Genomic DNA, 24,204 nt, shown 5'->3' on the forward strand with positions numbered 1-24,204 from the left:
AAATATTTTTTGATCACGCAGAGACGCAAAGTCGCAGAGAAGAGTGTGAAGAGTTTATTCTGAATCTTCATCAATGATTGCATTGCGGTCAAGGATTAGTAAGTTACGGAGTTGGTCTGTATCCATTTCAGTCAGCCACTCTTCTCCTGCACTAACTACTTGTTCAGCGAGTTGTTTTTTACTTTCAATCATGTCATGAATTTTCTCTTCTAAAGTGCCAGTACAGACAAATTTATGCACTTGAACATTGCGGGTTTGACCAATACGAAATACTCTGTCTGTGGCTTGATTCTCAACAGCGGGATTCCACCATCTATCGAAATGAAATACATGATTTGCTCTTGTTAAATTCAGTCCTACTCCACCAGCTTTGAGAGAAAGAATCATAATTGGAGGGCCTTGAGGGTCGTGCTGGAAACGGTCAATCATTTCCTCACGTTGTTTTTTACTGGTGCTACCATATAAAAACAATATTTCTCTTCCTAGCTGTTTTTCTAAATGAGGTTTGAGCAACTTGCCCCATTCAGCAAATTGGGTGAAAATTAAAGCGCGATCGCCTTCTGCTAAAGCCACATCTAACATCTCTTCTAGCCGTTGTAATTTGGCTGAATGATGTTGTTCTAAAGAGTCAGCTTTTAAATATTGCGCTGGGTGATTGCAAATTTGTTTAAGTTTAACTAGTAAAGCTAAAATCATTCCCCGACGTTGCAATCCTTCCGCAGATTCAATATCTGTTAAAGATGCTTCTACTACTTGTTGATAAAGTGTAGCTTGTTCAGCAGTAAGTCCACAAAATACAGTCATTTCTTGCTTATCTGGCAAGTCTTGAATGATTTCACGGTCTGTTTTCAAACGCCGCAGAATAAAAGGCTGTACTAAAGAACGTAATTGATTCAAAGAAGCTGCATCACCATACTTTTCAATTGGCATGGCAAATCGTCGTTGAAAAAATTGGCGATTGCCTAAATAACCAGGATTAAGAAAATCTAAAATTGACCACAATTCTTGCAGTCGATTCTCTACTGGTGTCCCCGTCAAAGCAATACGAAATGTTGCTTCTAATTGCCGCACTGCCTGCGATTGTTTTGCTTCGGAGTTTTTCACATTTTGGGCTTCGTCTAAAACAATTGCTTGCCAAGAAACGCCTTGTAATGATTTAATATCCCGGTAAATTAGTGAGTAACTGGTAATCACTAAATCATGTTTTTTGACTGCTTCTACAAAGGCTTTACCTTTCGGGCGTTTGTCACCGTGATATTGCAAAACTTTGAGTGTGGGGGCAAATCTTTTAACTTCTCTTTCCCAGTTACTTAAAACAGAAGTGGGACAAACTAATAAAGTTGGTTTTTCTAGTGCATCTTGTTCTTTGAGGTGTAAGAGAAATGCGATGAACTGAATGGTCTTTCCTAAACCCATATCGTCGGCGAGACAGGCACCCAAACCCCAACGTTCTAGGAAAGCTAGCCAAGCCGCACCGCGTTCTTGATATGGTCGTAACTGTCCTTTAAAATTGGCTGGTGTGGGCAAAGGTGCGATCGCTTGATTGTTTGTCAACGCCCCAATTAATTCTTGCAATGCCCCAGAGGCTTCAAAGCTGACTACTGGTAATTTTTCTACTACCTGTGTATCTCCTGTACTGAGACGCAAAGCATCTTCCAAGGAAAGGGACATTTGGTCTTTGCGAGAGGCAAAAAAGGCTTGGGCTGTTTTAATATCTTGGGGGCGTAACTCCACCCATTCACCATTAATTTCGACTAGTGGACTATTCAACGCCACCAACCTATCAAATTGGGCTTTGGAAATAGTTTGTCCGCCAATAGCCAATTGCCACTGAAAATTCAGTAAACTCTGTAAACCCAAGCGTCCTTGTTTTGTGTTTGGGGTTTGGGCACTAATTTTTAAACCCAAACGGTTCGCCCATCCTTCGCGGTTCGCCAAACTGGGAGGTAAAATCACACCCAAACCGCTATCTTCAAACCTCCAAGCCACAGACTTGATAAACTCATATGCTTGTAACGGGTTGAGGCGGCAAGATTGGGGAGATGCGGTTTCTAAACTGGGGGCGATCGCAGGATACAATCGAGAAGCTAATCCCAATCCCCGTAAAAATGTTTCTTGGGGTTGTGCAATTGTGCGATTTTGATAAATAAATTGTTCAACTGGATGTTCCCAAATAGTTGCCGCATCTACTACAAACTCTGGATCGTCAGTTGCTTGGAGAAAATACGCCAAAATCCAATCTGTTTCCTCAGCTTCCGGCGATAGCAGTTGAAAACAAGTACGAAACTGTGGTTTTCCAGCCAATTGGTATTGTAGCGGCAAAGTCCAAGCTTTCAGTGCTGCTTCCAGACGTTCCGCCCCTATTGCATCTGCATTGACTGTACCAGATGCACTAGTTAAAGCTTGTAACCACTGTCGCACCGCAGGTGGTAAAGACGCTATCACCCTAGTTTCAATGACAGGTTGAGAACCAACCATCTCTCGCACTTGGGCATCTATCGTACTGTTGAGAAATCCCAGCAATAATTCTTGAGGTTCAGTTGGAAAATTTAGTGCTAAGTGCTGAGTGCTGAGGAGCCACTGCGGTGAGGTAGCCCCCATCTTGGCGGTTTCCGTCGATGGGGGACTACCGAACCCGAAGGGTCTTGGGGTTTCCCCAAGTGGAGCATGTGGCGTTGCTGAGTCTTTTTCTTCTAACTCAGCACTCAGCACTTTTAACTCAGCACTTTCTTGATAAGTCCGACAACCCAATGGCATTTTCGCTGCAAATTTATCCAGGCGGGTGCTGTCTACAGCACTGTCTAGTAGTACTTGCCACTTGGCAATCATAGAACCGTCGAGTTGCCGCTGAATGTTTGGTAAAAACTTAGAACGTGAGATTAAGTCTAGACTCCAACGGGCAATTTGTGACCAAAAGCGTAAATCACCACTTAAAAAAGTATCTTCCCCGTTAACAGCATTCAAGGGGATAGAAGTGAGAAATTTGATTGCTTCGGTTGGGTTGAGACAAAAACCCTCGACTCGCCAAGGTTGTAAATATGGCGGTGAGTCTGTTTCCAACCCCAAGCTGGCAGAATGTACTGGGGAAAGGGTTACTATTCCTGAGTCACTGTTTTCTAGAATATGAGTTGGTAAAGCAATGATTTGGGAGTGTGTCGGGATTACTTGAGTAGCACTTACAGCTTTGCGTGTTCGCCCAGTAACAGTGACAGCAGCTGCGGCTGGTTGTATGGAGTTGGGAATTGTTATTTTTTGTAAACGTAACCACTCACCTAACTCGGCTGCTGTCATGGAAAGTGGATTTACTGGTATATCTTTCGACAGACTCGCATCGAAATTCACCGCAGGCGATCGCCAAGTTTCACCCCAAATAAATAAACAACCATTTTGATTTTTTAGTAACCAATTACCGTGTAAAATTGCCATTTGCCAAACTACTCAGATTTTTTTAACTAAAGCAATGAAATAGTAGAATTTTTACTTGGATGATTTTTTCAGATGAATCTTGATGCAGATACTGAAAAAATAAATACATTAAATAGAAGAGACATTATAAACAATCAGTAGTAATGAAATTTCCCCTTTATAAAGTTTTAAACAATGGGACAACAGTAGAACTAGATTATATGCAGCCTCAAGAACAGGAGGTTGTGAGGGCATTATTAAATGATGTAATTCTTGAAGGTAAGACCTATCCGCAAAAGCAACCCCTCTCTCAGGCAGAATTTTCAACGTATTGGTTGAGTCAAGATGCCTTTGTTGTTAGGGCATCTGGTCAAAAAGCCACATCCGAACCACAAGAAGTATTGGGCGCGTTTTATCTCAAGCCCAATTTTCCAGGTCGGTGTAGCCATATTTGCAACGCTGGTTTTATTGTACAACCTGGTTTGCGAAGTCAGGGTATAGGGCGGTTCATGGGAGAGTCGATGTTGTTGATAGCCGCTAGCCTGGGATACGAGGCGGTGATGTTCAATTTGGTATTTGAATCTAATATACCTTCAATTAAACTTTGGAAATCTTTGGGATTTGATATCATTGGAAGCATTCCCCATGCTGCAAAGCTAGCTGATGGACAAGTGGTAAACGCGCTTGTGATGTATCGCGCTTTGCGCGATTAGGGCTTGTTGCCCTTTGTATGTAACAAAAGCCAGCCATAGTGCATAAATGTTAGGATTGCCACAGAGAGAGAATAGAAAAAGAGAAGGAAAAAAAACTGAATGGCAGAAGTTGATAAGTCAATATCCTTCGATGGAAGGGATATTCGACTGAAGGTAGGCCTATTAGCTCCCCAGGCTGGTGGGTCGGTTTTGATAGAATCAGGGGACACAGCAGTTTTAGTGACGGCTACGCGATCGCAAGCCAGAGAAGGCATTGATTTTCTTCCCCTCACAGTAGATTATGAAGAAAGACTGTATGCAGCTGGTAGGATTCCCGGCGGGATCATGCGACGGGAAGGCCGCCCACCAGAAAAAACAATTCTCACCAGCCGTCTCATCGACCGTCCCCTGCGTCCTTTGTTTCCTTCATGGTTGCGGGACGACCTGCAAATAGTTGCCTTAACTTTGTCCATGGACGAACTAGTACCACCTGATGTACTAGCTGTGACTGGTGCTTCCATTGCTACCCTCATCGCCCAAATTCCTTTTGATGGGCCAATGGCAGCAGTGCGGGTCGGCTTGGTGGGGGATGATTTTGTGATTAACCCCACCTATGCAGAAATTGAAGCTGGAGATTTGGATCTGGTAGTAGCAGGTTCACCACATGGCGTGATCATGGTGGAGGCGGGAGCCAATCAATTACCAGAGCGAGATATTATTGAAGCGATTGATTTTGGCTACGAAGCAGTGCGAGATTTAATCAAAGCACAGCAAGATTTAGTGGCAGAACTAGGTCTAGAAATCGTGCAGCAAGCACCACCAGAAGTAGACCCAACGCTGGAAAATTATATCCGCGATCGCGCCAGCGATGAGATTAAGAAAATTTTGTCGCAATTTGAATTTACCAAACCCGAACGTGATGCAGCTTTGGATGTCGTCAAAGAACAAATCGAAACTGCGATCGGTGAACTTCCAGAAGAAGACCCTATTCGAGTTGCTGCTACCACAGATAGTAAAGCACTGGGTAACACTTTTAAAGACATCACCAAAAAGTTGATGCGCCGTCAAATCATCGAAGACAACGTTCGTGTTGATGGCCGCAAACTTGATGAAGTGCGCCCTGTTTCTTGTCTAGTTGATGTTTTACCCAAACGAGTCCACGGCAGCGGTTTATTTAATCGCGGACTCACCCAGGTATTATCTGCTTGTACCCTTGGTACACCAGGAGATGCCCAAAACCTCAACGATGACCTGCAAGTAGACCAATCGAAACGTTACTTACACCATTACAACTTCCCCCCCTTCTCTGTTGGCGAAACCAAGCCGTTGCGTGCGCCAGGAAGACGGGAAATTGGTCATGGTGCTTTAGCTGAACGAGCGCTGTTACCTGTGCTACCACCAAAAGAAGAATTTCCCTACGTGATTCGGGTGGTTTCGGAAGTGCTTTCTTCCAACGGTTCCACCTCCATGGGTTCGGTGTGCGGTTCCACCTTGGCATTGATGGATGCTGGTGTGCCAATTATTAAACCTGTTAGCGGTGCGGCTATGGGTTTAATTAAAGAAGGGGAAGAAGTCAGAGTTTTAACTGACATCCAGGGGATTGAAGACTTTCTGGGTGACATGGACTTCAAAGTCGCCGGGACGGACACTGGCATTACCGCCTTGCAAATGGATATGAAAATCTCCGGTTTGTCCATAGACGTTATTGCCCAAGCTGTCCACCAAGCGAAATCAGCCAGGTTGCACATTTTGGAAAAAATGCTGCAAACAATTGACCAACCACGCACAGAAACTTCACCTTATGCTCCACGTCTGTTGACCATTAAGATTGATCCAGACATGATTGGTCTGGTCATCGGCCCCGGAGGCAAGACAATTAAAGGCATCACCGAAGAAACGGGAGCCAAAATTGACATCGAAGATGATGGTACGGTGACAATTTCAGCTTTGGATGAAGGCAAGGCGAAGAAAGCCCGCAACATCATCCAAGGCATGACTCGTAAGTTACATGAAGGCGATGTCTACGTTGGTCGTGTGACTCGGATTATCCCTATTGGTGCATTTGTGGAATTTCTGCCTGGCAAAGAAGGCATGATCCACATTTCTCAATTAGCTGACTACCGCGTTGGCAAAGTTGAAGATGAAGTAGCAGTCGGAGATGAAGTGATTGTCAAAGTGCGTGAGATTGACAATAAAGGACGGATTAATCTCACACGCTTGGGTATCCACCCAGATCAGGCAGCTGCGGCGCGGGAAGCTGCGGCAGTGAATCGATAAATCGATTTAGGATTTTAGATTTGATCTAAAATCCGCGATGCCTTTATAGTAGGCATCGCCGTAGCTTTTTAACCCACATTCTGCATCTAGTATTGTCATATATATAAATTGTAAAAAAATAATACAATTAACGGCAGATTGCAGTCATCCTATTATAAGCGATCGCCCTGACTCCTTCCGCGATCGCTTGAACCATCAAGTGTGTATGACCAGAAACAAAAAATAGACAACAGCTACATTAAGTATTTGTTTATATTATTCCTATCAAGAGGTTCAGTTACAATATTATTTATTCCAATCATCTGACTTAATACTAAAATAGCTGCTTGGTGAAGCTTATCACCTCCTGTCGATGCTGAATAATATTCTAAAACATAAGGGTTAATATTTTTTTCAAAAAAATCAATAGCAGTTTTTAAAACACAAGAATCAGTATCTATTCCACAAATAAATACTTTTTGTATCTTCATTTGATTTAGCAAATCCAGTGTCTCTTGGTTACAAGCAGTATATATAGTTTTATCAACAATTATTTGGGCAAATGGTTCAATTTCACCTACAATTTTTTGCTCAATTGGTGAAATAAATTCATGCCAATTTAGATATTTAACATAAGGGCTGTTAGGCGTATTTATAAATCTTGTGAATATGACATACTCAAAGATATTTTGCTCTAATAAAAATTTCACCCTAGGTAGAATATGGATTGTATTTTGAGTGATAAATCCATTTTGAATATCAATGATAAATAGACAAGATTTCATTCAGGAATATAAGAAGATGTTTCAAAAGTATTTCACAAAACGTTAAATTCATTGAAACCTAACCCCCTTCCTTCATAGGGAAAGGGGAGAATGTCAAAACACGATAATTGCCCACATACTAGCACCCAAAGCGATCGCAGCTAAATGTTGCCAAAGCAGAGTTCTCAGTGGCTGACGCGCAATTTTTTGTGCTAACACTATAGACAAAAATACTGAAAAAATTAAAGTTGTACCTTGCAGAAAAGCCATTACAGCCGGATGAGCAACCAATACAGGCAATTGTTCACCGCTCAAACCAAAGGTAGCAAATGTCACTGGCAAAATCCGCCCACCTTCACCCAAACCTAAACGCAGATAGTGAGCCAAATTACCTCCTAAAACTAACGGTAAATAGCCATAGGCAAGTTCTACAAATGGTCTAGGCTTACACCCAAATTTAATTAGTTGCATCAAGCCATATGCCAAAAATGCTACTACCGCAGGGATAATCAAAGCTATCAGTGATAATCCTAAATGTTGCCAAAAATTAGTTAAATCGACTGGCAACTCTAACACAGATAATATCTCTGGCAAGCGATGCAGATATATTCCACCTAACAACAAAAACAACAATGCTACTTCATATTTATGGGGTACATGAGTTGTCCACAGTTCAATACCAGGGGGACGCAAATTGAACTCGACGGAACGGTGAGGACAAGCTTTTAGACAAGTCATGCACAGCACGCAATCTTTGTTATCTTCTAACTGTGCAGGGTGAGAGTACAAGGGACATCCATTGGTTTCCATACCTTCGCCCTTTTGTGGCCCTCCCTTGTAACACTGATAAGTATTGCAACTTGCTGAACAGATACCTTGCTGCGCCCTGAGTTCAGTCATGGAAAGTTTGGCAAATAAACCATTCATACCGCCAATGGGGCAAAGATAGCGACACCAAAACCGCCGTTCAAAAATGGCAGAGAAAATCATCGCGCCAGCCGTAATTAATAGTAGCAAACAAGCGCTAAGGTAGGCGGTATTTTCTAAATGCCAGAGTTCTTCCCATAAGAAAATCAGGGTAAATAGCCCAAATACAAACCAGCCGCCCCATTTTTCCGCTTTCTCTCTGGGCCAGCGTTTGAGTTGTCTAGGCCACAGCCATAGTGATAGCTTTTGCGTAATTTCCCCGTAAATCATGAAGGGACAGACAGCACACCATACACGACCTAAAAAGGGAAATAGAAACAAAAAGAAAGGCCACCACCAAGCCCAAAATAGATTTAAAGCTAAATTGCGATCGCGTGTTTGCGGGCCAATAAATAACACTGCGACGATAATAGCAAACGCTGCGACAGTAAAACCATAATTAATGCGATCGGGCCACCAAGAACTACGCAAAAACCGCCGCCAACCAGGATAAGCATTCAACAAATTGACGCGAAATTGCTTTTTTTTGGGGTCGGCTGACCAAAAGATTTCTTCTGTTAACTCCTGGCTTTCTCCTGCTTGTACAATCGCCCGTTCTACCAGGTTTTTCAACTCTTTGAGATTGCCAGGGAAATCATAGGACTGCAAGCGACGCAAAGCTTCTGGAGTGATGTGCGGTTTAGGCAGACCTCTAGCTCGAACGTAGAGACTACTGTAATATTCTACCTGAGCTTTAATATCAGTTTTCCGTACTCGTAGCGGCGGTACTTTGATAACATGACCAACACAACGTTCAATTATTGACTCCGATTTTTCGGAAACAATCAGAATACGTGCTTTACTATGGCGAGGTTCAGCAGCCAGTGCTTCAGGACGAGTCACAGGGGTATATATACCCGTTTCTACCAACTGTTTAATTAATGGTAATAACTCTGGCGGTATTTCTTGGATGTTGTTCAGAATTAAACTGCCTTCTCCCAGCCATTCTAATAGCCCTGGTTTGCCTCCAGCACGACCGAATAAATCAGCGCCGCTAGCTTGCAGAATTCCACAGTTGACTTTAATAATTGGTTCTCGCCGCTTGGGAGAACCGTAGTGAATAAGGGCGGCTATATTATCTTTTTCTAAGCCTGGTTCCCCAAAAATATCCACAGACTTACCATCAGCAGCAGCTTCTCGAATTTGCTCCCGCAGACGCACGGCGTAGCGACTTGTCCCCACAATTCCCCGTTGCGCCTTGGTGACTAAATATGGTCGCAAGGCTATGGAACGTTCTTGTTCATAAGATAATGCAGACGTTACCTCAGCTAATTCTTGAGCCAATTTACGAGAAAAAGCCTGAGCAATTTCCGGGTATTGGCTGACTAAAGCGCGAAATTCAGCCGCAGGTACAACCCACACATGAGATTCTGTGACAGCGGTAATTGTCAATGGAGTTAACTCATCCAAGAGTAATTCTTGGAGGTGAATGACTGCTCCGGGTAAGTATCCACAAGCAAAATCTGAGTTACTTTTATTGTCAGTATTGCTTTCGAGTTGACCTTCTACAATAATGTAAAGCGCTTTTGGGGAAGTACCTTCGCTTACTAAGTCTTTTTGCGCTGGTACAACTTGTGCTTCTATCACTTGGGCGATCGCATCCAAAACTTCAGGTGAGAGAATTCCTAAAGTCGTGCGTTCTTGTAGCCACGTGACTATTTCTGGAGATGTCATTGTCTTTTCTCCGTTCAGGCTGCTGTATAAAGGAATTATCCCTGAAACAAATGTCAAAAGAGCTGCCTGATGAGTTTGTCAGATCTGCCTAATCTCTGGGTTCCCTTGGTACTTCTAGGTTTAATCGTGCTTGCAGCTGTTTTTTTCAGTCGCAGTAGTTAAGCCAAAACACATTGAGTTTGCATACTCGGTTGAATTTTTTGTTTCTCCCTTCAGGGAGAGGCTTGTACTATGTGGAGTGCTGTAAAATCTTTACCTACACCCCACACACTATTTTGGTGAGAAACAATTTACCCATTCCTCTATTAATTTACAAGAATGTTTTATAGCGGCATCGTTTTAGAATTAAACCTGCGCCAATTAATCCCATACCAATTAAGGTTGTGGTTGCTGTTGGTTCTGGAACTGACTGGGGAGTTTGCAAGGTGAATGTCAGTTTCGCTAAACCCTCAGAAGGAGATCCCGACAGATTCAGCTTATCTTCTTCTGTAAAACTTATTGTGCCTGTAGCATTCTTGAATAAGCCTGTTCCGCCAAAGATGCTGATTGTACCACCACCCTTAATAGTTTCTTGTACAAAGTTAATTTCAGCGCTATCACTTGCTCTTCCAAATAACTCATTGGCTCCGCCATAATACCTGTCATAAAGTAGTGGTGCGTCTGTTAAACCAAACACAGTTGGATCTGAATTAAATGTATATTTAATTATTGAGGCATTGTCACTGGATTCAAGCTTACCGTAAGTATTGCTAGTAAAGAAATTCAAACCATAAGGGGCAGGTTCAACACTTTCACCTGTGATAGTTGCTCTGATAATATCCAAGTCAGGTCTGTAACTAGTATCAATGGTTACTAAGGTCTTGTAGTCAGCATTAAATGTATAAGTTTTAGTAGTTTCTGCTGTTGCACGTTCTATGTTTGACCCGAAACTAACTATAGTTAAGGTTAAGGGAATAAGCCAAGCAGTATGTGAATTAAACATAATTTTTTCTATCTGTAAAAACCAATAATAATTCTGCTAATAGCGAGTCTTGAAATCACCAAGCGTATTAGCAAAATCTTTGTTTACAACTATTACAAAATATTTTAAATGTACTGAGTTTTGATTTCAAGGTTAATCAGTTAATATTTATAGAATTATTTTTAGATAATTGCTATAAAATAGGCAAGTCAAAGACTAATATTATGTGTTAGTATATAAAACCTAATAAAATATTGCTAATAAACAGAAAAAAGAGAAATAATGAAACCATGAACTTACATTATCAAACATTGTTTTCTCATTTGTTCTGCATAACCTCGCTTTGAATCAAATTCGCGATCGCTCAACAACTTTTGCAACTAGAAGCTGGTAAGCTTGCCAGCAAAATGCCAATTAATAACAAGTTGAATTTAGAGATAGTAGCTTTGGGAGCAGGGGAGCTTTCGGAGCAGGGGAGCTTTCGGAGCAGGGGAGCAGAGGGGAAGAAATCGTACTACGTCAAACTGCAACTTAGTATCAGCACTCAGCACTTTGCTATACATCTGAATTGGGATTGCTATATGCTTTCAGTAACTAGACTTCATCAATCCTAAAGCGGCAAAACAACGTGAATCTCCCATTGATTACTCGTGCTGAAGAACACAACGAGAACATAGCAATAGTTACAACCGACAAAGCATTTAGCTATCGGGATTTGCTTGACACCTCTAGTCAAATTGCCACAAGCCTTCTGGAGAATGCAGAAGATTTACAAGAGCAGCGAGTCGCTTTTCTCATCCCGCCTGGGTTTGAGTATGTAGCTACTCAGTGGGGGATTTGGCGTGCTGGCGGTATAGCGGTACCTCTGTGTGTTTCCCACCCACGACCAGAATTAGAGTATGTGATTACAAATTCAGGAGCATCGATAATTGTTGCCCATCCTAATTTTGAGGGTATACTGCGAGCGATCGCCACAGAAAAAAATTTACGATTTATCCTCACCTCAGATACTCTGCCATCTGATGTTAGTCGCCTACCAGAAATAGATATCACAAGACGCGCCTTAATTCTCTACACCAGCGGTACAACAGGTAAACCCAAGGGTGTAGTTACAACCCATGAGAATATTCAAGCGCAAGTCACTAGCTTAATCACCGCTTGGGAATGGATATCAAGCGATCGCATTTTACATGTACTACCACTACATCATATTCATGGCATTATCAACGTTCTCACATGTGCTTTATGGGCTGGGGCGGAATGTCACATGTTGAGCAAATTTGATGCTGAAATTGTATGGCAGCGAATTTCTCAGGGTGACTTAACCCTATTTATGGCAGTACCGACAATTTATGTCAAATTGATTGCCGCTTGGTCAGCTGCTTCTAGTGATTCCCAAAAAAGCATGTCAGCAGGCTGTGCCAAAATGCGCCTGATGGTTTCTGGTTCAGCAGCCTTACCAGTTCAAGTCTTGGAAAAGTGGCAGAATATCAGCGGTCATTTTCTACTGGAACGCTACGGAATGACTGAAATTGGTATGGCACTATCGAACCCTTTACATGGTCAACGGTCAGCAGGATATGTCGGTCAGCCATTGCCAGGGGTGGAAGTCAGATTAGTGGATGACAACGGAGAATTAGTTCCACCAGGTACACCAGGAGAAATCCAAGTCAAAGGCCCCACAGTATTTTTAGAATATTGGCAAAATCCCCAAGCAACTGCAAAAGCTTTCCAAGATGGCTGGTTTTGTACTGGTGATCTCGCCGTAGTTGAAAACGGCAACTACCGCATTCTCGGTAGGATGAGCGTGGATATCATCAAAACCGGAGGCTATAAAGTTTCAGCTTTGGAAATTGAGGAAGTGCTAAGAACCCATCCAGATATTACTGAATGTGCAGTGGTTGGCATTGCTGATGCAGAGTGGGGTGAGAGAGTTTGTGCTGCTTTAGTCTTGCAACCAGAACGCAGTTTAACATTAGAATCTTTCAGGAGTTGGGCAAAAGAGCAATTAGCAGTTTACAAAGTACCAACCCAAATTTTGTTAGTTGCAGAATTACCCCGCAACGCAATGGGGAAAGTGACTAAGCCGACAGTGGTTGAGCTATTTCGTTAAACCTTAAAGCCCCAGTGTATAACTGAGGCTTTGAAAATAGTAGATGAATACTAAACATTGTAGAAGACTTTTAAAAGCCTAGATTTTCCTCATCCATTGACTCATTATTGTTATCTGTTGCTCTATCCCGCTCTTGAAATACCGTGAGCGTTCGCGGATTTAGGTTAGGTTGATCTACTAACTCGTTGTCAAGTAGTAACTGTACATATTCAGGTGGCTTATCTAGTAATTGAATATTATTATAAATGCTTCGATAATAAGGTAGCTCATAATTCAAGATATCACTATTAGTTTCGTCAATTTCGCCAACAATTTCTTCCTCAATTGGACGAATAAGGTTTTTCCAATTATTAAGAACTCTACTTGGCAAATCAGCGAGTTGATTTCCATCACAACATACTAATTTATCCCAAGGAGTCATGTATTTAAGTAAAAATTTCAAATTTTTTGGTTTGCTTTTCTTGCTTTGTAAATAGCGAACTGCAAAAGCAGAAAGAATTGAACAACCATAGCTCTCATCTTCAGGATAGTAGTTGGCATACCAGTTTGAGTAAAAACAGTACAAAGGAATAAGTCGAGTTTGACTTTCTAGAGCATGTTTTATCAGCAACTCACATTGATATAGTGAACTTGAATTTTTTCGATAATGGAGATGTTTAAAAGAGTTTGTATCAAAATCAATAACTTTAGCTTGTACTAGAAAACCTAGCCATTTTTTTCTACGATAATCAGTAAACCACCACTCCCAATCAGCACCGTATAACCCTTCGTCATTTGTAGAGAATGTATGATTGTAAATTTCTGAGGAATGGCTAATTTTTAGCTGAAGAATATTTATATCTGTTAAAGTTTGTTCACCAATTTGGCAATCTACAGAACGCCCTTTGGCTAGCATATTCCATGTTGAAGAAGAACGTTTTTTGAAAGTATCACATAGAGTTGGACGCATATCAAAGATGTAGAAATTGAGCGACAGCTTTAGTATTCCCTATCTGCTGTTAAAGTGTTCGATGCTTACCTGGCAAAGATCACAGAAAAGAAGTTGGACAATTGCTCACCTTGTTTTTGCAGAGGTATATTATAGGATTAGTTTCATAGAAACTAGTAAATATGACTTTGGCATCAGATGGACATACAGCCATCATCCGTACAGAACACGGACTGACAATAGCGGGAACGCGCATCACCCTCTACGACGTGATGGACTATGTAACTGCCCAGTACCCTGCTAAATTTATTCGCTCTTTGTTTGACTTGACAGAAGAACAAATTGATGCTGCACTTTCCTACATAGAGACGCATCGGGCTGAAATTGAAGCCGAGTACCAAGTTGTTCTTAGGGAAGCTGAGGAACTTCGGCAGTACTATGAAGAACAAAATCGTGAACGGGTTGCCCAAATTGCCACCTTACCACCACCACCAGGTCTAGAAGCCGCCTGGGAAAAACTTCAGGCATCGAAGGCACGGCATCAGCCCCAACCATGATTTTTTTAGTCGCGCATTATAATGATCGCCCCCAACTGCTTCAGATAACAATAGTCAAAATGAGGAAGATGAAGGGAGATTTTGCTCCCTCATCCTCCTCATCTTTCCCTACTTAGTTTCTAATTCCTTTGGGGGATTTGGCGGACACCAGAAGAGGTTTTTGCTAGACACCCCAAGGGATTCTAAAATTTCGCGCATCACCTCTGTGCAGTACATCCAGTGTGCCAAGTCGTCATACATGCGATCGGGATTAAATTCCACATCGTGATGTAGCACATTGGGAATGTCGAGAAACTGATCAGATGGCTGGGGAGAAAGCAGCAAAAGGTGAAATGGCTTGCCTTGGCATTGTTTTTCCAGCTTGCTAACCAGATCAATCACGCCACCGCGATCGGCAAGACCTGTGCGGACGAAAAGCGCCTTGTCGCAGTTTTTGACTGTGTACCAAAACCTTTCAGAACGTGCGGTGTAGCGCTGGCGCATCCTCTCAAACACAGGAGACATATCGTAGGCAGCGTTATCTGTGTCTTCAACTTCATGGGCAAACGATAAACCTGTCCACTTGCTGTGGTAGATTCTGCCTATATATGAATTGTAATGCAGATAACTAGGGTTCCACATATCATAAAAACCGTTTTCGATGATATCTGCGATATCTGCAATATTGGTGGTGCGTGTTAAATCAAAGGGAAAGGCGGGGCCGTCGTACTCCATCTTGTACAGCATCATTCGCACTGCACAGCGATCGCCCAACGGGATAATCGCCACCCGGCTAATGTCTGATAATTGACATTTATATTGAAACAGTACAGCAGACTTGGCTGGGATTTTCACCCGGCTTTCTAGCCCTTGTTTACCAATCATCATAGTACGGAAGGGAATATCAGGATGCAGCGGGTCTTCATAGACACCCTCTGGCATGGCTTTGAGGGCGCTACGTACCTCCTTCCACATGGGATGTACATTATACTCGTGATCTGATTCGTTAATCACCCACAGGTGGTGCTTGTCTGCTTGCAAAATCCCTAGATGCCCGTCATAGAAAAAAAGTTGTGAGTTGTTCGGTGCAAACAGATTGAAGGCGGCGCTGTATTCTAAGTCTGCACCAGAGGGGATTTCCATTGTAGTTGCGATCGCCCCATTTTCTTGCACAGCAAAAAAGGGGAGTGTTCCTTGTTGTGCATACTTGGCAAGGTAGATCCCAGGTATCAATCCTGCCTGAGTTTGTAATGTTGTTTGCAGTTCTTGCCAATAGGGAGCAATGGTGTAGCTGTTTGGTGATGAATTGCTGATCCGCAAACGCTTCTCTTCGATATTGGCAGAGATTTGGAAGCCCGCCTTGTCAGCGTAGACAAAGACTTGATTCGGCTTTTGGAAGCGTTGTTTTTCTTGTGCTAATTCGCCTTTGTCGATGTCGAACAAGTCCAGGTTAATCGCTTCATACATGAGGCGGTGACCGATAGTGTTGGGGTGAGCCGGATCGGAGGATATGCCGTCTTTCCAGCGTCCTTGCCCATTATCCACTGCTGCTAACCAATCCAGTACTGGAACACCCCAATTTAACAGGCGGTTGTGTGTCTCTTTGAGTAGCCAGTAATGTTCGGGCCAATAGTCGTTATTGGGATAGACTCCGCCTAAAATCGGGCGTGCTACTATTTCCCGTGTCATTTTCACCAACTGCTGCAAACCACTTTCAAACCGCCGTTGTACTGCCCGTCGTTGATGAGGGGGACAGTGGGCTAAGCCTTCGTTACCTAGAGATAAAGCAATAATTACTATATCGGGTTTTTCTGGCGTGACAACTGAAGGAAAGCGGGCGATCGTGCTAGTAACATTTGTCCCCGCCTCCGACACATTGACGAGTTGGTGTCCATATTTTTCCTGCAAAGTCTGTGCCAACAGCCAAACCCAACCTTTAAACAACCAGGCTTTATAACCGAATGCCACGGAACTGCCAATCACCACGATTTTTAGACCTTGCGACCCTTGAGCCGGGGGCATCTTGACAGCAGACCCCTCAATGTATCCAAATGGATAAGGCTGCAAATAACCGAATGCGCCATCATCCACAACAATAGTGCTGGACTGATCGGCAGGGTCAATGGGTATCCAGCGGTTTGGCCCTAGAGCTTCCCAGCGCACGTTGCCATTAGCATCAAAACGTACATACTTGTATTCAACTCTCCGGGGTTCTGCTGAGTCCAAAGACGGCTGAATGTCGATTTCTCTGTCTGTCCACCATAAAGGATAGCGATCACGATTTGTACGGAGGGGGACACATTTAGTGACATCCCACATTCCTAACTCAGGAATAGAACCGACAATACCGATGGATTCGCCCATTTGGGTGTTGGCAATGATCTGAAATCGATACATAGATTTGTTCCTGATATATATAGTAGTTTCAACTAATCGCGGCGCAGAGTCCCCCACGATACTGCAAGTTAGCGTCTTTAGGAACGCCGTTGGTGGTACTGGAGATTAGGGACTGGCGACTGGGTACTAGGAAAGAGATACAAATATAATCATAAATTTGCACCTTACCCTAATCCCTAATCCCCAATCCCTAATCCCTTTTACGGGGAATGTAAATATTTTTGACTGGCTGAGAGATGGGTATTAGTTGCAATCGTCTCACATCAATAACCGCTTGACTAGCTTGGGGCTGCCTTAGCAAAAAATATTACCAGCATCTACTATGGAAGAAGTGTTGAAATCTTCACAGATTAAAAACTGCGATCGCTTTTTCAATGCGATCGTTACACTACAGGCATTTCTACATCCAGTTATTCACCCTTTGCGTTAAATTAACCTTCTGGGGTTTCTGTATAACTTTTTTTGGCTATCATTCAAGCACTCGCTTGTCAATGAGTACATTTTTCATGTACTGATATATAGAGTACGAATAAAGTTTTGTAAAGCGAGGACTACTAATGTACATAGTACAGATTGCCTCGGAATGCGCTCCTGTGATTAAAGCAGGAGGTTTAGGGGATGTCGTTTACGGATTGAGTCGGGAATTAGAGATTAGGGGAAATTGTGTAGAACTGATTCTACCCAAGTATGATTGTATGCGCTACGACCATATTTGGGGACTGCATGATGCCTACCTCAACTTGTCGGTACCCTGGTATGGCGCAGCAATTCACTGTTCTGTGTACTGTGGTTGGGTACATGGACGGGTATGTTTCTTTATTGAACCCCACTCCCAAGATAATTTCTTCAATCGGGGCTGCTATTACGGATGTGACGATGACAACATGCGCTTTGCGTTCTTTAGCAAAGCTGCTTTGGAATTTTTACTCCAAAGCAATAAGCGACCCGATGTCATCCATTGTCATGACTGGCAGACAGGCTTAGTTCCAGTCATGTTAAATGAGATTTACAAGTATCATGGTATGGAGTATCAACGGGTTTGCTACACCATCCACAACTTTAAGCATCAGGGAATAGGCGGGGCCCAGACTCTGTGGGCAACAGGTTTAAATCAAGAAGCCTATTACTTCCAATATGATAAGCTGCGTGACAATTTTAACCCCTTCGCGTTGAACTTTATGAAAGGGGGTATTGTTTACTCTAATGCAGTCACCACCGTTTCACCAAACCATGCCTGGGAAGCCCGTACTACAGATGTTGGTTCTGGGTTGGGTCATACCTTGCATTTGTACCAAGATAAATTCAGTGGGGTTCTCAATGGTATAGATTACGATTTTTGGAATCCTGACATTGATCGCTACATACCCCAAAACTACACTTACGATGAATTTGAACAAAAATCATATAACAAAAAAGCTTTGCAAGAGCGGCTATTACTCCGCCCTGCTGATAAACCAATCATTGCTTACATCGGTCGATTAGATAATCAAAAAGGTGTGCATCTTGTTCATCACGCCATTTATCACGCCTTAAACAAAGAAGCACAATTTGTATTACTAGGTTCAGCAACAGAACCAGGAATCAACGCTCATTTCCAGCACGAAAAACAATTTTTAAATAGCAACCCCGATGTGCATCTAGAATTGGGCTTTAACGAAGAATTATCCCACCTAATTTATGCAGGGGCAGATATGATTATTGTGCCTAGCAATTATGAACCCTGTGGGTTAACTCAAATAATTGGCTTGAAGTACGGTACTGTACCCATTGTTCGCGGTGTCGGTGGACTGGTGAATACGGTATTTGACCGAGATTTCGACCAGAATGTACCACCAGAAAAACGTAATGGTTATGTATTTTATCAGACAGACTATAACGCTTTAGAATCAGCAATGAATCGGGCAATTGATTTGTGGTATCAGCATCCTGAAGAGTTCCGTAACTTAGCTATTCAAGGTATGAAGTATGACTACTCGTGGAACCTTCCCGGTGCAGAATATCTCAAGATTTACGATTGGATAAAACACAAGTGGTAAATCAGCTTTATTCAAGAGTGCTGAGTTGTGAGTAGAGACGATTCGGCGAATCGTCTGTACTGCTGAGTGCTGAGTTGTGAGTGCTGAGTTGTGAGCTTTTTTGGTTGTTGTACTTTGGCACAAGTTTAAGGGGAAAAGGATAACTGGTAAATTCCAGCCTTTTCCCTTTTCGCTTTCAGAATTTCTTGTATGGCAGTAGCCAGATATGTTAGGACAATATTGATTGCCCAAAGCCTTGGAACAACTGATACCGTTTCACTTTAATTTTGATACAAATAGGGAGCAGGGGAGCAGGGGGGCAGGGGTGAAAAAATTTGTATCAGATTTTTCGTGAAATGGTATGAGTTTTTACTCAGCACTCAGCACTCAGCACTCACAACTCAGCACTTTGCTATAAAATCAAGTCCGGTGCCTGCCTAAATTCATTCCTGTATTATGCAACGCCCAGAAAATTGGTATACTGCAAATCAACGTTACTTGATGAAATTACTATCCCAAACCCGTCGAGTTTTAGAGCGGCAGAGGGAACAGGGGCGTGGGGATGTAGAAGTAAGCGTTTTTGTGGATGTTGAAGAGGATAGGCAAATGATGAGCCATCCTGCTTTTGAAGAAGCGCCTCCTGCATTGGAACAACTTTGTCAAATATTTGGGCTATCGTCATTTGAGCGGGAAATTTTGCTGTTGTGTGCTGGCATGGAGTTCGATCGCAATTGGGGTACACTATGTGCCGAAGCACAAAATCAGCCGCAGTGGAACTATCCCACGTTTAGTTTGGCATTATCTGTTTCATCATCCCGCCATTGGAGCGCATTCACCCAAGATGCACCCTTGCGGCGCTGGCGATTGCTTGAGATCGGAGCAGGTAATGCCCTTGCTACCAGTCCTTTACGGCTGGACGAGCAAATTGTGCATTACCTAACGGGGTTGCATCCTTTGGATGAGCGATTGCAACAATGGGGTGTGTTGCCATTGCACACAGAGAAATTAGTGGCATCTCATCAAGCCTTGGCTGAACAGATGGCAAGTTGTTGGGTGCAGGCTTCCCAAGAAAATCGAGCTATACCCGTGTTACAGCTTTGTGGAACCGAGGCACTGACTAAGCGATCGCTCGCTGCTAATGTCTGTCATCTCTTAGAATTACAAGGATATGCTGTTTGTGCCAATACCCTTCCTAGTGATACCCAGCAAATACATGTGTTGGGCTGTTTGTGGGAACGAGAATGGCTGTTGCATCAGCGAGTGATGTTTCTCGATTGCGATCGCCTAGAATCTCAGTCAGCAGAAAAAGAAAACAGCATTACTCAGCTTTTAGACACTTTGCAAGTTCCTGTCTTTGTCTCCAGCATAGAACGCCGCCGTCCTATCCAGCGCCCTTTGCTAACCTTTGACGTGCATCACCCCAGTCCCGCAGAACAGCGTCAGGTGTGGCAAACTGCCTTAAGTGAACTAACTCCATCCTTGAATGGACAAATTGATCGCCTGGTTTCCCACTTCAACCTGAGTGCAGCGTCCATTGAAGCAATTAGTTGGCAATTCAAAACTCAATACAGCAAACATAACAGTTCCAACACAGTGGAAACCGTAGATAATAATTTATTTACTGTTCTTTGGGATACTTGCCGCGCCCAGGCTCGCCCTCGCTTGGATGAATTAGTACAACCAATTCAGGCGACGGCGGAGTGGGAAGATTTAGTATTGCCCCCAAATGAATTAGGTGTGTTGCGTGATATTGCCGCCCATTTGCGGCAGCGTTCTAAGGTTTATGAACAGTGGGGATTTGCAGGTAAAGGACAGCGGGGTTTGGGTATCAGCGCCTTGTTTGCTGGAGCCAGCGGCACCGGGAAAACACTGGCGGCAGAGGTGTTAGGTAATGCCTTGCATTTGGACGTGTACCGCATTGATTTGAGTGCGGTGGTGAGTAAGTATATTGGCGAAACAGAGAAGAATTTGCGGCGGGTGTTTGATGCAGCCGAAGGCGGTGGAGTGATTCTGCTGTTTGATGAAGCTGATGCTTTATTTGGTAAACGCACAGAAGTGAAAGATTCTCACGATCGCCATGCCAACATTGAAGTCAGCTATCTGTTGCAGCGTATGGAAGCATACCGGGGCTTGGCAATTCTCACCACCAATTTAAAAGCGTCCTTAGATCAGGCATTCCTGCGTCGCATTCGCTTTATTGTGCAGTTTCCCTTTCCCGATGTGAATCAGCGAACGGAGATTTGGCGACGGGTTTTTCCCAAACAAACTCCAATTGCAGATTTAGATTTTCAGAAGTTGGCAAAGCTGAATGTCGCTGGCGGAAATATTCGCAATATTGCCCTGAATGCAGCATTTTTGGCAGCAGATGCCGATGAACCTGTGAGTATGAAACATCTGCTTCAGGCAGTAAAAAGTGAGTATATCAAGCTAGAGCGTCCGTTAACAGATGTGGAAGTGAAGGGATGGGTATCTTAATTCGTAATTCGTAATTCGTAATTCGTAATTAAGAAAGTCAATATACCAAATTTTCTTGTGGGATGGGTGTCCTTACCCGTCCTTTGCCTGAAGGGCGGGCAAGATGCCCACCCCATAATTGCAGATGCAGATGATTTATTTTTAGGAATACCTTAAAAAAATATTGCGAATCTGGGTGAAAGAATCCAAATTTTAGCTTTTAATTACAATTCAAAAAAGTATAATCTGCATTTCTCTCAAGGATGAGAAAATAAGATATTACCCTGCTGCGATCGGAGTTTTGTTATGCAGAGTCATCACGCTTCACAAAAGAAATTTTCTGCTCAAAAGTCTAAGGCTCCTACTTCCAATTTTCTAGCATCGCGTCCGTTTGCAGCGCAGGCAAAACCAGAAGAAACAGAGCGATCGCACCCAACGCAGGGATATAAAAGCACGCTGGGAGATTTTGCAATTCTCAATCCTGATGCGGGGCGAACCATGCCTTTGCAATTTAAGCTGGCGATCGGTGTACCGGGAGATAAGTATGAGCAGGAAGCCGATCATGTGGCAAAACAGGTGGTGCAACGGATAAACGCGCCCCAGTCTCCACCACTTCAACGTCAGGAGATGTCAGAAGATAAAAAGGAACTCCAAAGAAAACCGGAATTAAGGATTCAACGGCGAGAAATTCCAGACGACGAAGACGAACTGCAAATGAAACCCATGCTTCAGTTTAAGTTAGGTCAGGGAGGCATGGCAGCAAGCCCAGAACTAGAGTCTTCCATTCAACGCTTACGAGGCAGTGGGCAACCTCTTTCGGCACAGATTCGAGAACCGATGGAGCAAGCATTTGGTGGAGTAGATTTTAGTGGAGTAAAGGTTCACACAGATTCACAATCTGATCAGTTAAATCAATCAATTCAAGCTAAGGCCTTTACCACTGGACAGGATATTTTCTTTCGGCAAAGGGAATATAATCCTGGAAGTCGCGGGGGGCAGGAGTTGATAGCCCATGAGTTAACCCATGTAGTGCAGCAGAAAAATCAAAGCATCATACAACGAGTTAGTTATGAACAAGAAGATCAGAAAGTTTATGGTCAGAATGGTCAGTTATCCCAACAAGCGGCACAGTATAGGTTAAAGCACAAAATCAAACCAGCCCAAAATGTTGCAACATTCTTTTACGCTGAACGTAATAATCTTAAGGGCCCCGCTTCTTCCTCAGATACCAAAGCGAGTTCGGGCCACTCTGTTAAAGTCCAGTATGGAAAAAAAGAACTAAGGACAAATAACAGCCATTCTGAAAAACTTCTGAGTGATCAAATCAATCGCAAGGACTGGCCTCAGAAAATTGTAATTACGCAAGTATATACCGAGAGAAAAGCTTGTCCTGACAAAACAATAGATATTTGGTCTAATAAGAGAATTAAGGGGTGCGATTCACTGATACATCAACTTGAACATGAGCAAAAGTTACAGAAACACGATAACTCTAACGATGCTCCTTATGCAATGAGAGATGACTTGGGTATCAAAGTTACCCATACATTTGACGGATCAGAAATAGAAATACGTAAAAATATACTCACAGCCGTGCAGCAACTTAAAGCAGAAGAAAACTTGAATGAATTGAAAGACTTATTAGAAGACATATTGCAGGAAATTCAAGATCATTATGAACAGGTTAAAATAGAGATAGAATCAAAATTTGAGGAATTAACTAAATCGGAATTACAAAAACAAGTCTCTAAAGATAATGACTATGACGATGACGATCAAAAATTAAGGAACGTAGAGTATTTGGATGACGATGGCAATCAAGAAGTAATGGACGTAGAACATTCGGATGACGATGGCAATCAAGAAGTAATGGACGTAGAGGATTGGGATGACGATGACGATGAAAGAGAGGTTATGAATATTAAAATTCCTGAATATGATATTGATGATTATTCGACCGATCTACAAACTAAGGATATAACTATTGAAAAAGCAATTGAAATCTATGAGAATAAGATCATTAAGAAAATCGAAAGAGTTATTCAGGGAACCACACATAGCACAGATTTACAGGATGTATTAGATAAGTATAAGTGGAGCAACGACTGAGAAAGCAATCACATATCAATTGCTTTTGGAATGAGTGCGATTGCCTGAAGTTGTCACCACTATCTTAAAACTCAAGCGATCGCACCCTCCATTCTTGCTCAAATGCGATCGCTTGTTCTTGTAGCACCGAACCAATCATTTTTATTCTGTATCTGCAATATCTGGAAAAATTGCTTTTATATCTTGTGATCCATGAAGGATACGTACAATTTCAATACCTTGTTCTATGGGACGGTAGAAAATCAGGTAACTTGCAACTGGAAAACAGCGTAAAGAAGGAGCTAAATCAAAACGTGTTCGTCCCATTTGAGGAAATTTAGCTAGTTGGGGAAATTTTGCACGTAGCTCGTCAAAAAAGTTATCAGCAGCCTGGGGATTTTGATTGGCAATGTAATTCCAGATATTTTCAATATCTTGTAATGCTTGGTGAGAAATCTTAAAACTGCTCATAAAGTGCTGTTGTCAGCTAACTTTTTTCTTCCTCGCTCTGCTATTTGTTCAAACATAGTTGAAATGGTATCTTCATCGTATTCGGTATATTGACCATTTTCTATCTGCTCAATGCCTATAGCAATTTCCCGCTTTAACGCTTCTAACTTGAGTTTTTCTAGTTCCTTTTCCATGCGTTCCAACTGATTAATCATCTCTTGAAATGCTTGTGCTTCATGTACCACAACCTCAGCTTTGCCGTTAACAGTTAGTATCAATGGTGACTTTGTGGCTTTGATGCGTTCTACATAGTCTTTAGCGTTGCGTTTGAAATCTGTGAGAGTTTGAATATTTTCGAGATTAATTTTGATCGTCATAGCATTAAATAAAGTGCTTTATAACATATTTTATTAGATGCTATAGTTTTTCTCTACTCCCAATCAAAAAAAGTGCGATCGCTTCCCACCCTCACGAAGAATGCGATCGCTAAATTATCTGATTCATT

15 protein-coding genes are annotated in these 24,204 nt (G+C 42.6%); 7 read left to right on the plus strand and 8 right to left on the minus strand.

Features of this window, described 5'->3' with window-relative positions:
* Window positions 1–54: 54 nt before the first annotated feature.
* The gene (locus I8748_RS32995; RefSeq protein WP_225896629.1) at window positions 55–3,426 is read right to left on the minus strand and encodes a DEAD/DEAH box helicase; all 3,372 of its coding nucleotides are present in this window, start codon (window positions 3,424–3,426) and stop codon (window positions 55–57) included.
* 143 nt (window positions 3,427–3,569) lie between these two features.
* On the opposite strand from I8748_RS32995, the gene I8748_RS33000 reads away from it, so the two are divergent.
* Both I8748_RS33000 and I8748_RS33005 read left to right on the plus strand, forming a co-directional pair.
* Complete coding sequence (locus I8748_RS33000; protein WP_198128689.1) at window positions 3,570–4,118, plus strand: GNAT family N-acetyltransferase; 549 nt, start codon at window positions 3,570–3,572, stop codon at window positions 4,116–4,118.
* Between the two features lie 99 nt (window positions 4,119–4,217).
* Window positions 4,218–6,374, plus strand: coding sequence for a polyribonucleotide nucleotidyltransferase (locus I8748_RS33005; protein ID WP_198128690.1), 2,157 nt, complete (start codon window positions 4,218–4,220; stop codon window positions 6,372–6,374).
* 233 nt (window positions 6,375–6,607) lie between these two features.
* Here I8748_RS33005 and I8748_RS33010 read toward each other — a convergent pair whose 3' ends face one another.
* From I8748_RS33010 to I8748_RS33020, 3 genes are all read right to left on the minus strand, one after another.
* Window positions 6,608–7,138, minus strand: coding sequence for a cysteine hydrolase (locus I8748_RS33010; protein ID WP_198128691.1), 531 nt, complete (start codon window positions 7,136–7,138; stop codon window positions 6,608–6,610).
* 93 nt (window positions 7,139–7,231) lie between these two features.
* On the minus strand, window positions 7,232–9,757 hold the full coding sequence (locus tag I8748_RS33015) for a cyclic nucleotide-binding domain-containing protein (protein ID WP_198128692.1): 2,526 nt from the start codon (window positions 9,755–9,757) through the stop codon (window positions 7,232–7,234).
* Between the two features lie 310 nt (window positions 9,758–10,067).
* The gene (locus I8748_RS33020) at window positions 10,068–10,739 is read right to left on the minus strand and encodes a PEP-CTERM sorting domain-containing protein (RefSeq protein WP_198128693.1); all 672 of its coding nucleotides are present in this window, start codon (window positions 10,737–10,739) and stop codon (window positions 10,068–10,070) included.
* A gap of 607 nt (window positions 10,740–11,346) precedes the next feature.
* Here I8748_RS33020 and I8748_RS33025 point away from each other — a divergent pair.
* Window positions 11,347–12,831, plus strand: a complete 1,485-nt coding sequence (locus I8748_RS33025) for an acyl-CoA synthetase (RefSeq protein ID WP_198128694.1) — start codon at window positions 11,347–11,349, stop codon at window positions 12,829–12,831.
* A gap of 70 nt (window positions 12,832–12,901) precedes the next feature.
* Here I8748_RS33025 and I8748_RS33030 read toward each other — a convergent pair whose 3' ends face one another.
* Window positions 12,902–13,780, minus strand: coding sequence for a DUF6615 family protein (locus I8748_RS33030; protein WP_198128695.1), 879 nt, complete (start codon window positions 13,778–13,780; stop codon window positions 12,902–12,904).
* 161 nt (window positions 13,781–13,941) lie between these two features.
* On the opposite strand from I8748_RS33030, the gene I8748_RS33035 reads away from it, so the two are divergent.
* On the plus strand, window positions 13,942–14,316 hold the full coding sequence (locus I8748_RS33035; protein WP_198128696.1) for a DUF433 domain-containing protein: 375 nt from the start codon (window positions 13,942–13,944) through the stop codon (window positions 14,314–14,316).
* Between the two features lie 108 nt (window positions 14,317–14,424).
* Here I8748_RS33035 and I8748_RS33040 read toward each other — a convergent pair whose 3' ends face one another.
* A complete protein-coding gene (locus I8748_RS33040; protein ID WP_198128697.1) occupies window positions 14,425–16,692 on the minus strand; it encodes a DUF1796 family putative cysteine peptidase in 2,268 nt (755 codons plus the stop codon).
* A 557-nt stretch (window positions 16,693–17,249) separates the two neighbouring features.
* On the opposite strand from I8748_RS33040, the gene glgA reads away from it, so the two are divergent.
* From glgA to I8748_RS33055, 3 genes are all read left to right on the plus strand, one after another.
* Window positions 17,250–18,728 carry a glycogen synthase GlgA gene (gene glgA / locus I8748_RS33045; RefSeq protein ID WP_198128698.1) on the plus strand — a complete coding sequence of 493 codons (1,479 nt, stop codon included), beginning with the start codon at window positions 17,250–17,252 and terminating at the stop codon, window positions 18,726–18,728.
* 435 nt (window positions 18,729–19,163) lie between these two features.
* Window positions 19,164–21,182 carry an ATP-binding protein gene (locus I8748_RS33050; protein WP_225896630.1) on the plus strand — a complete coding sequence of 673 codons (2,019 nt, stop codon included), beginning with the start codon at window positions 19,164–19,166 and terminating at the stop codon, window positions 21,180–21,182.
* A gap of 285 nt (window positions 21,183–21,467) precedes the next feature.
* Window positions 21,468–23,270, plus strand: coding sequence for an eCIS core domain-containing protein (locus I8748_RS33055; RefSeq protein WP_198128699.1), 1,803 nt, complete (start codon window positions 21,468–21,470; stop codon window positions 23,268–23,270).
* Between the two features lie 141 nt (window positions 23,271–23,411).
* Here I8748_RS33055 and I8748_RS33060 read toward each other — a convergent pair whose 3' ends face one another.
* Together I8748_RS33060 and I8748_RS33065 are read right to left on the minus strand one after the other, a co-directional pair.
* Window positions 23,412–23,720, minus strand: coding sequence for a type II toxin-antitoxin system RelE/ParE family toxin (locus I8748_RS33060; protein WP_198128700.1), 309 nt, complete (start codon window positions 23,718–23,720; stop codon window positions 23,412–23,414).
* Window positions 23,717–24,076, minus strand: a complete 360-nt coding sequence (locus tag I8748_RS33065; RefSeq protein ID WP_198128701.1) for a type II toxin-antitoxin system prevent-host-death family antitoxin — start codon at window positions 24,074–24,076, stop codon at window positions 23,717–23,719. The genes I8748_RS33060 and I8748_RS33065 overlap by 4 nt, the downstream gene beginning before the upstream one ends.
* Window positions 24,077–24,204: the final 128 nt, after the last annotated feature.

This window comes from Amazonocrinis nigriterrae CENA67 (genome assembly GCF_016056305.1).
Lineage (GTDB): Bacteria > Cyanobacteriota > Cyanobacteriia > Cyanobacteriales > Nostocaceae > Amazonocrinis > Amazonocrinis nigriterrae.

Excerpts from the sequence above, each read along its gene's own strand:
- I8748_RS33010 (WP_198128691.1), bottom strand. The coding sequence starts at position 7,138 with ATGAAATCTTGTCTATTTATCATTGATATTCAAAATGGATTTATCACT.
- I8748_RS33040 (WP_198128697.1), bottom strand. The coding sequence starts at position 16,692 with ATGTATCGATTTCAGATCATTGCCAACACCCAAATGGGCGAATCCATC.
- I8748_RS33055 (WP_198128699.1), top strand. The coding sequence starts at position 21,468 with ATGCAGAGTCATCACGCTTCACAAAAGAAATTTTCTGCTCAAAAGTCT.
- I8748_RS32995 (WP_225896629.1), bottom strand. The coding sequence starts at position 3,426 with ATGGCAATTTTACACGGTAATTGGTTACTAAAAAATCAAAATGGTTGT.
- I8748_RS33015 (WP_198128692.1), bottom strand. The coding sequence starts at position 9,757 with ATGACATCTCCAGAAATAGTCACGTGGCTACAAGAACGCACGACTTTA.
- I8748_RS33000 (WP_198128689.1), top strand. The coding sequence starts at position 3,570 with ATGAAATTTCCCCTTTATAAAGTTTTAAACAATGGGACAACAGTAGAA.
- I8748_RS33060 (WP_198128700.1), bottom strand. The coding sequence starts at position 23,720 with ATGAGCAGTTTTAAGATTTCTCACCAAGCATTACAAGATATTGAAAAT.
- I8748_RS33035 (WP_198128696.1), top strand. The coding sequence starts at position 13,942 with ATGACTTTGGCATCAGATGGACATACAGCCATCATCCGTACAGAACAC.
- I8748_RS33065 (WP_198128701.1), bottom strand. The coding sequence starts at position 24,076 with ATGACGATCAAAATTAATCTCGAAAATATTCAAACTCTCACAGATTTC.
- glgA (WP_198128698.1), top strand. The coding sequence starts at position 17,250 with ATGTACATAGTACAGATTGCCTCGGAATGCGCTCCTGTGATTAAAGCA.
- I8748_RS33005 (WP_198128690.1), top strand. The coding sequence starts at position 4,218 with ATGGCAGAAGTTGATAAGTCAATATCCTTCGATGGAAGGGATATTCGA.
- I8748_RS33030 (WP_198128695.1), bottom strand. The coding sequence starts at position 13,780 with ATGCGTCCAACTCTATGTGATACTTTCAAAAAACGTTCTTCTTCAACA.
- I8748_RS33050 (WP_225896630.1), top strand. The coding sequence starts at position 19,164 with ATGCAACGCCCAGAAAATTGGTATACTGCAAATCAACGTTACTTGATG.
- I8748_RS33020 (WP_198128693.1), bottom strand. The coding sequence starts at position 10,739 with ATGTTTAATTCACATACTGCTTGGCTTATTCCCTTAACCTTAACTATA.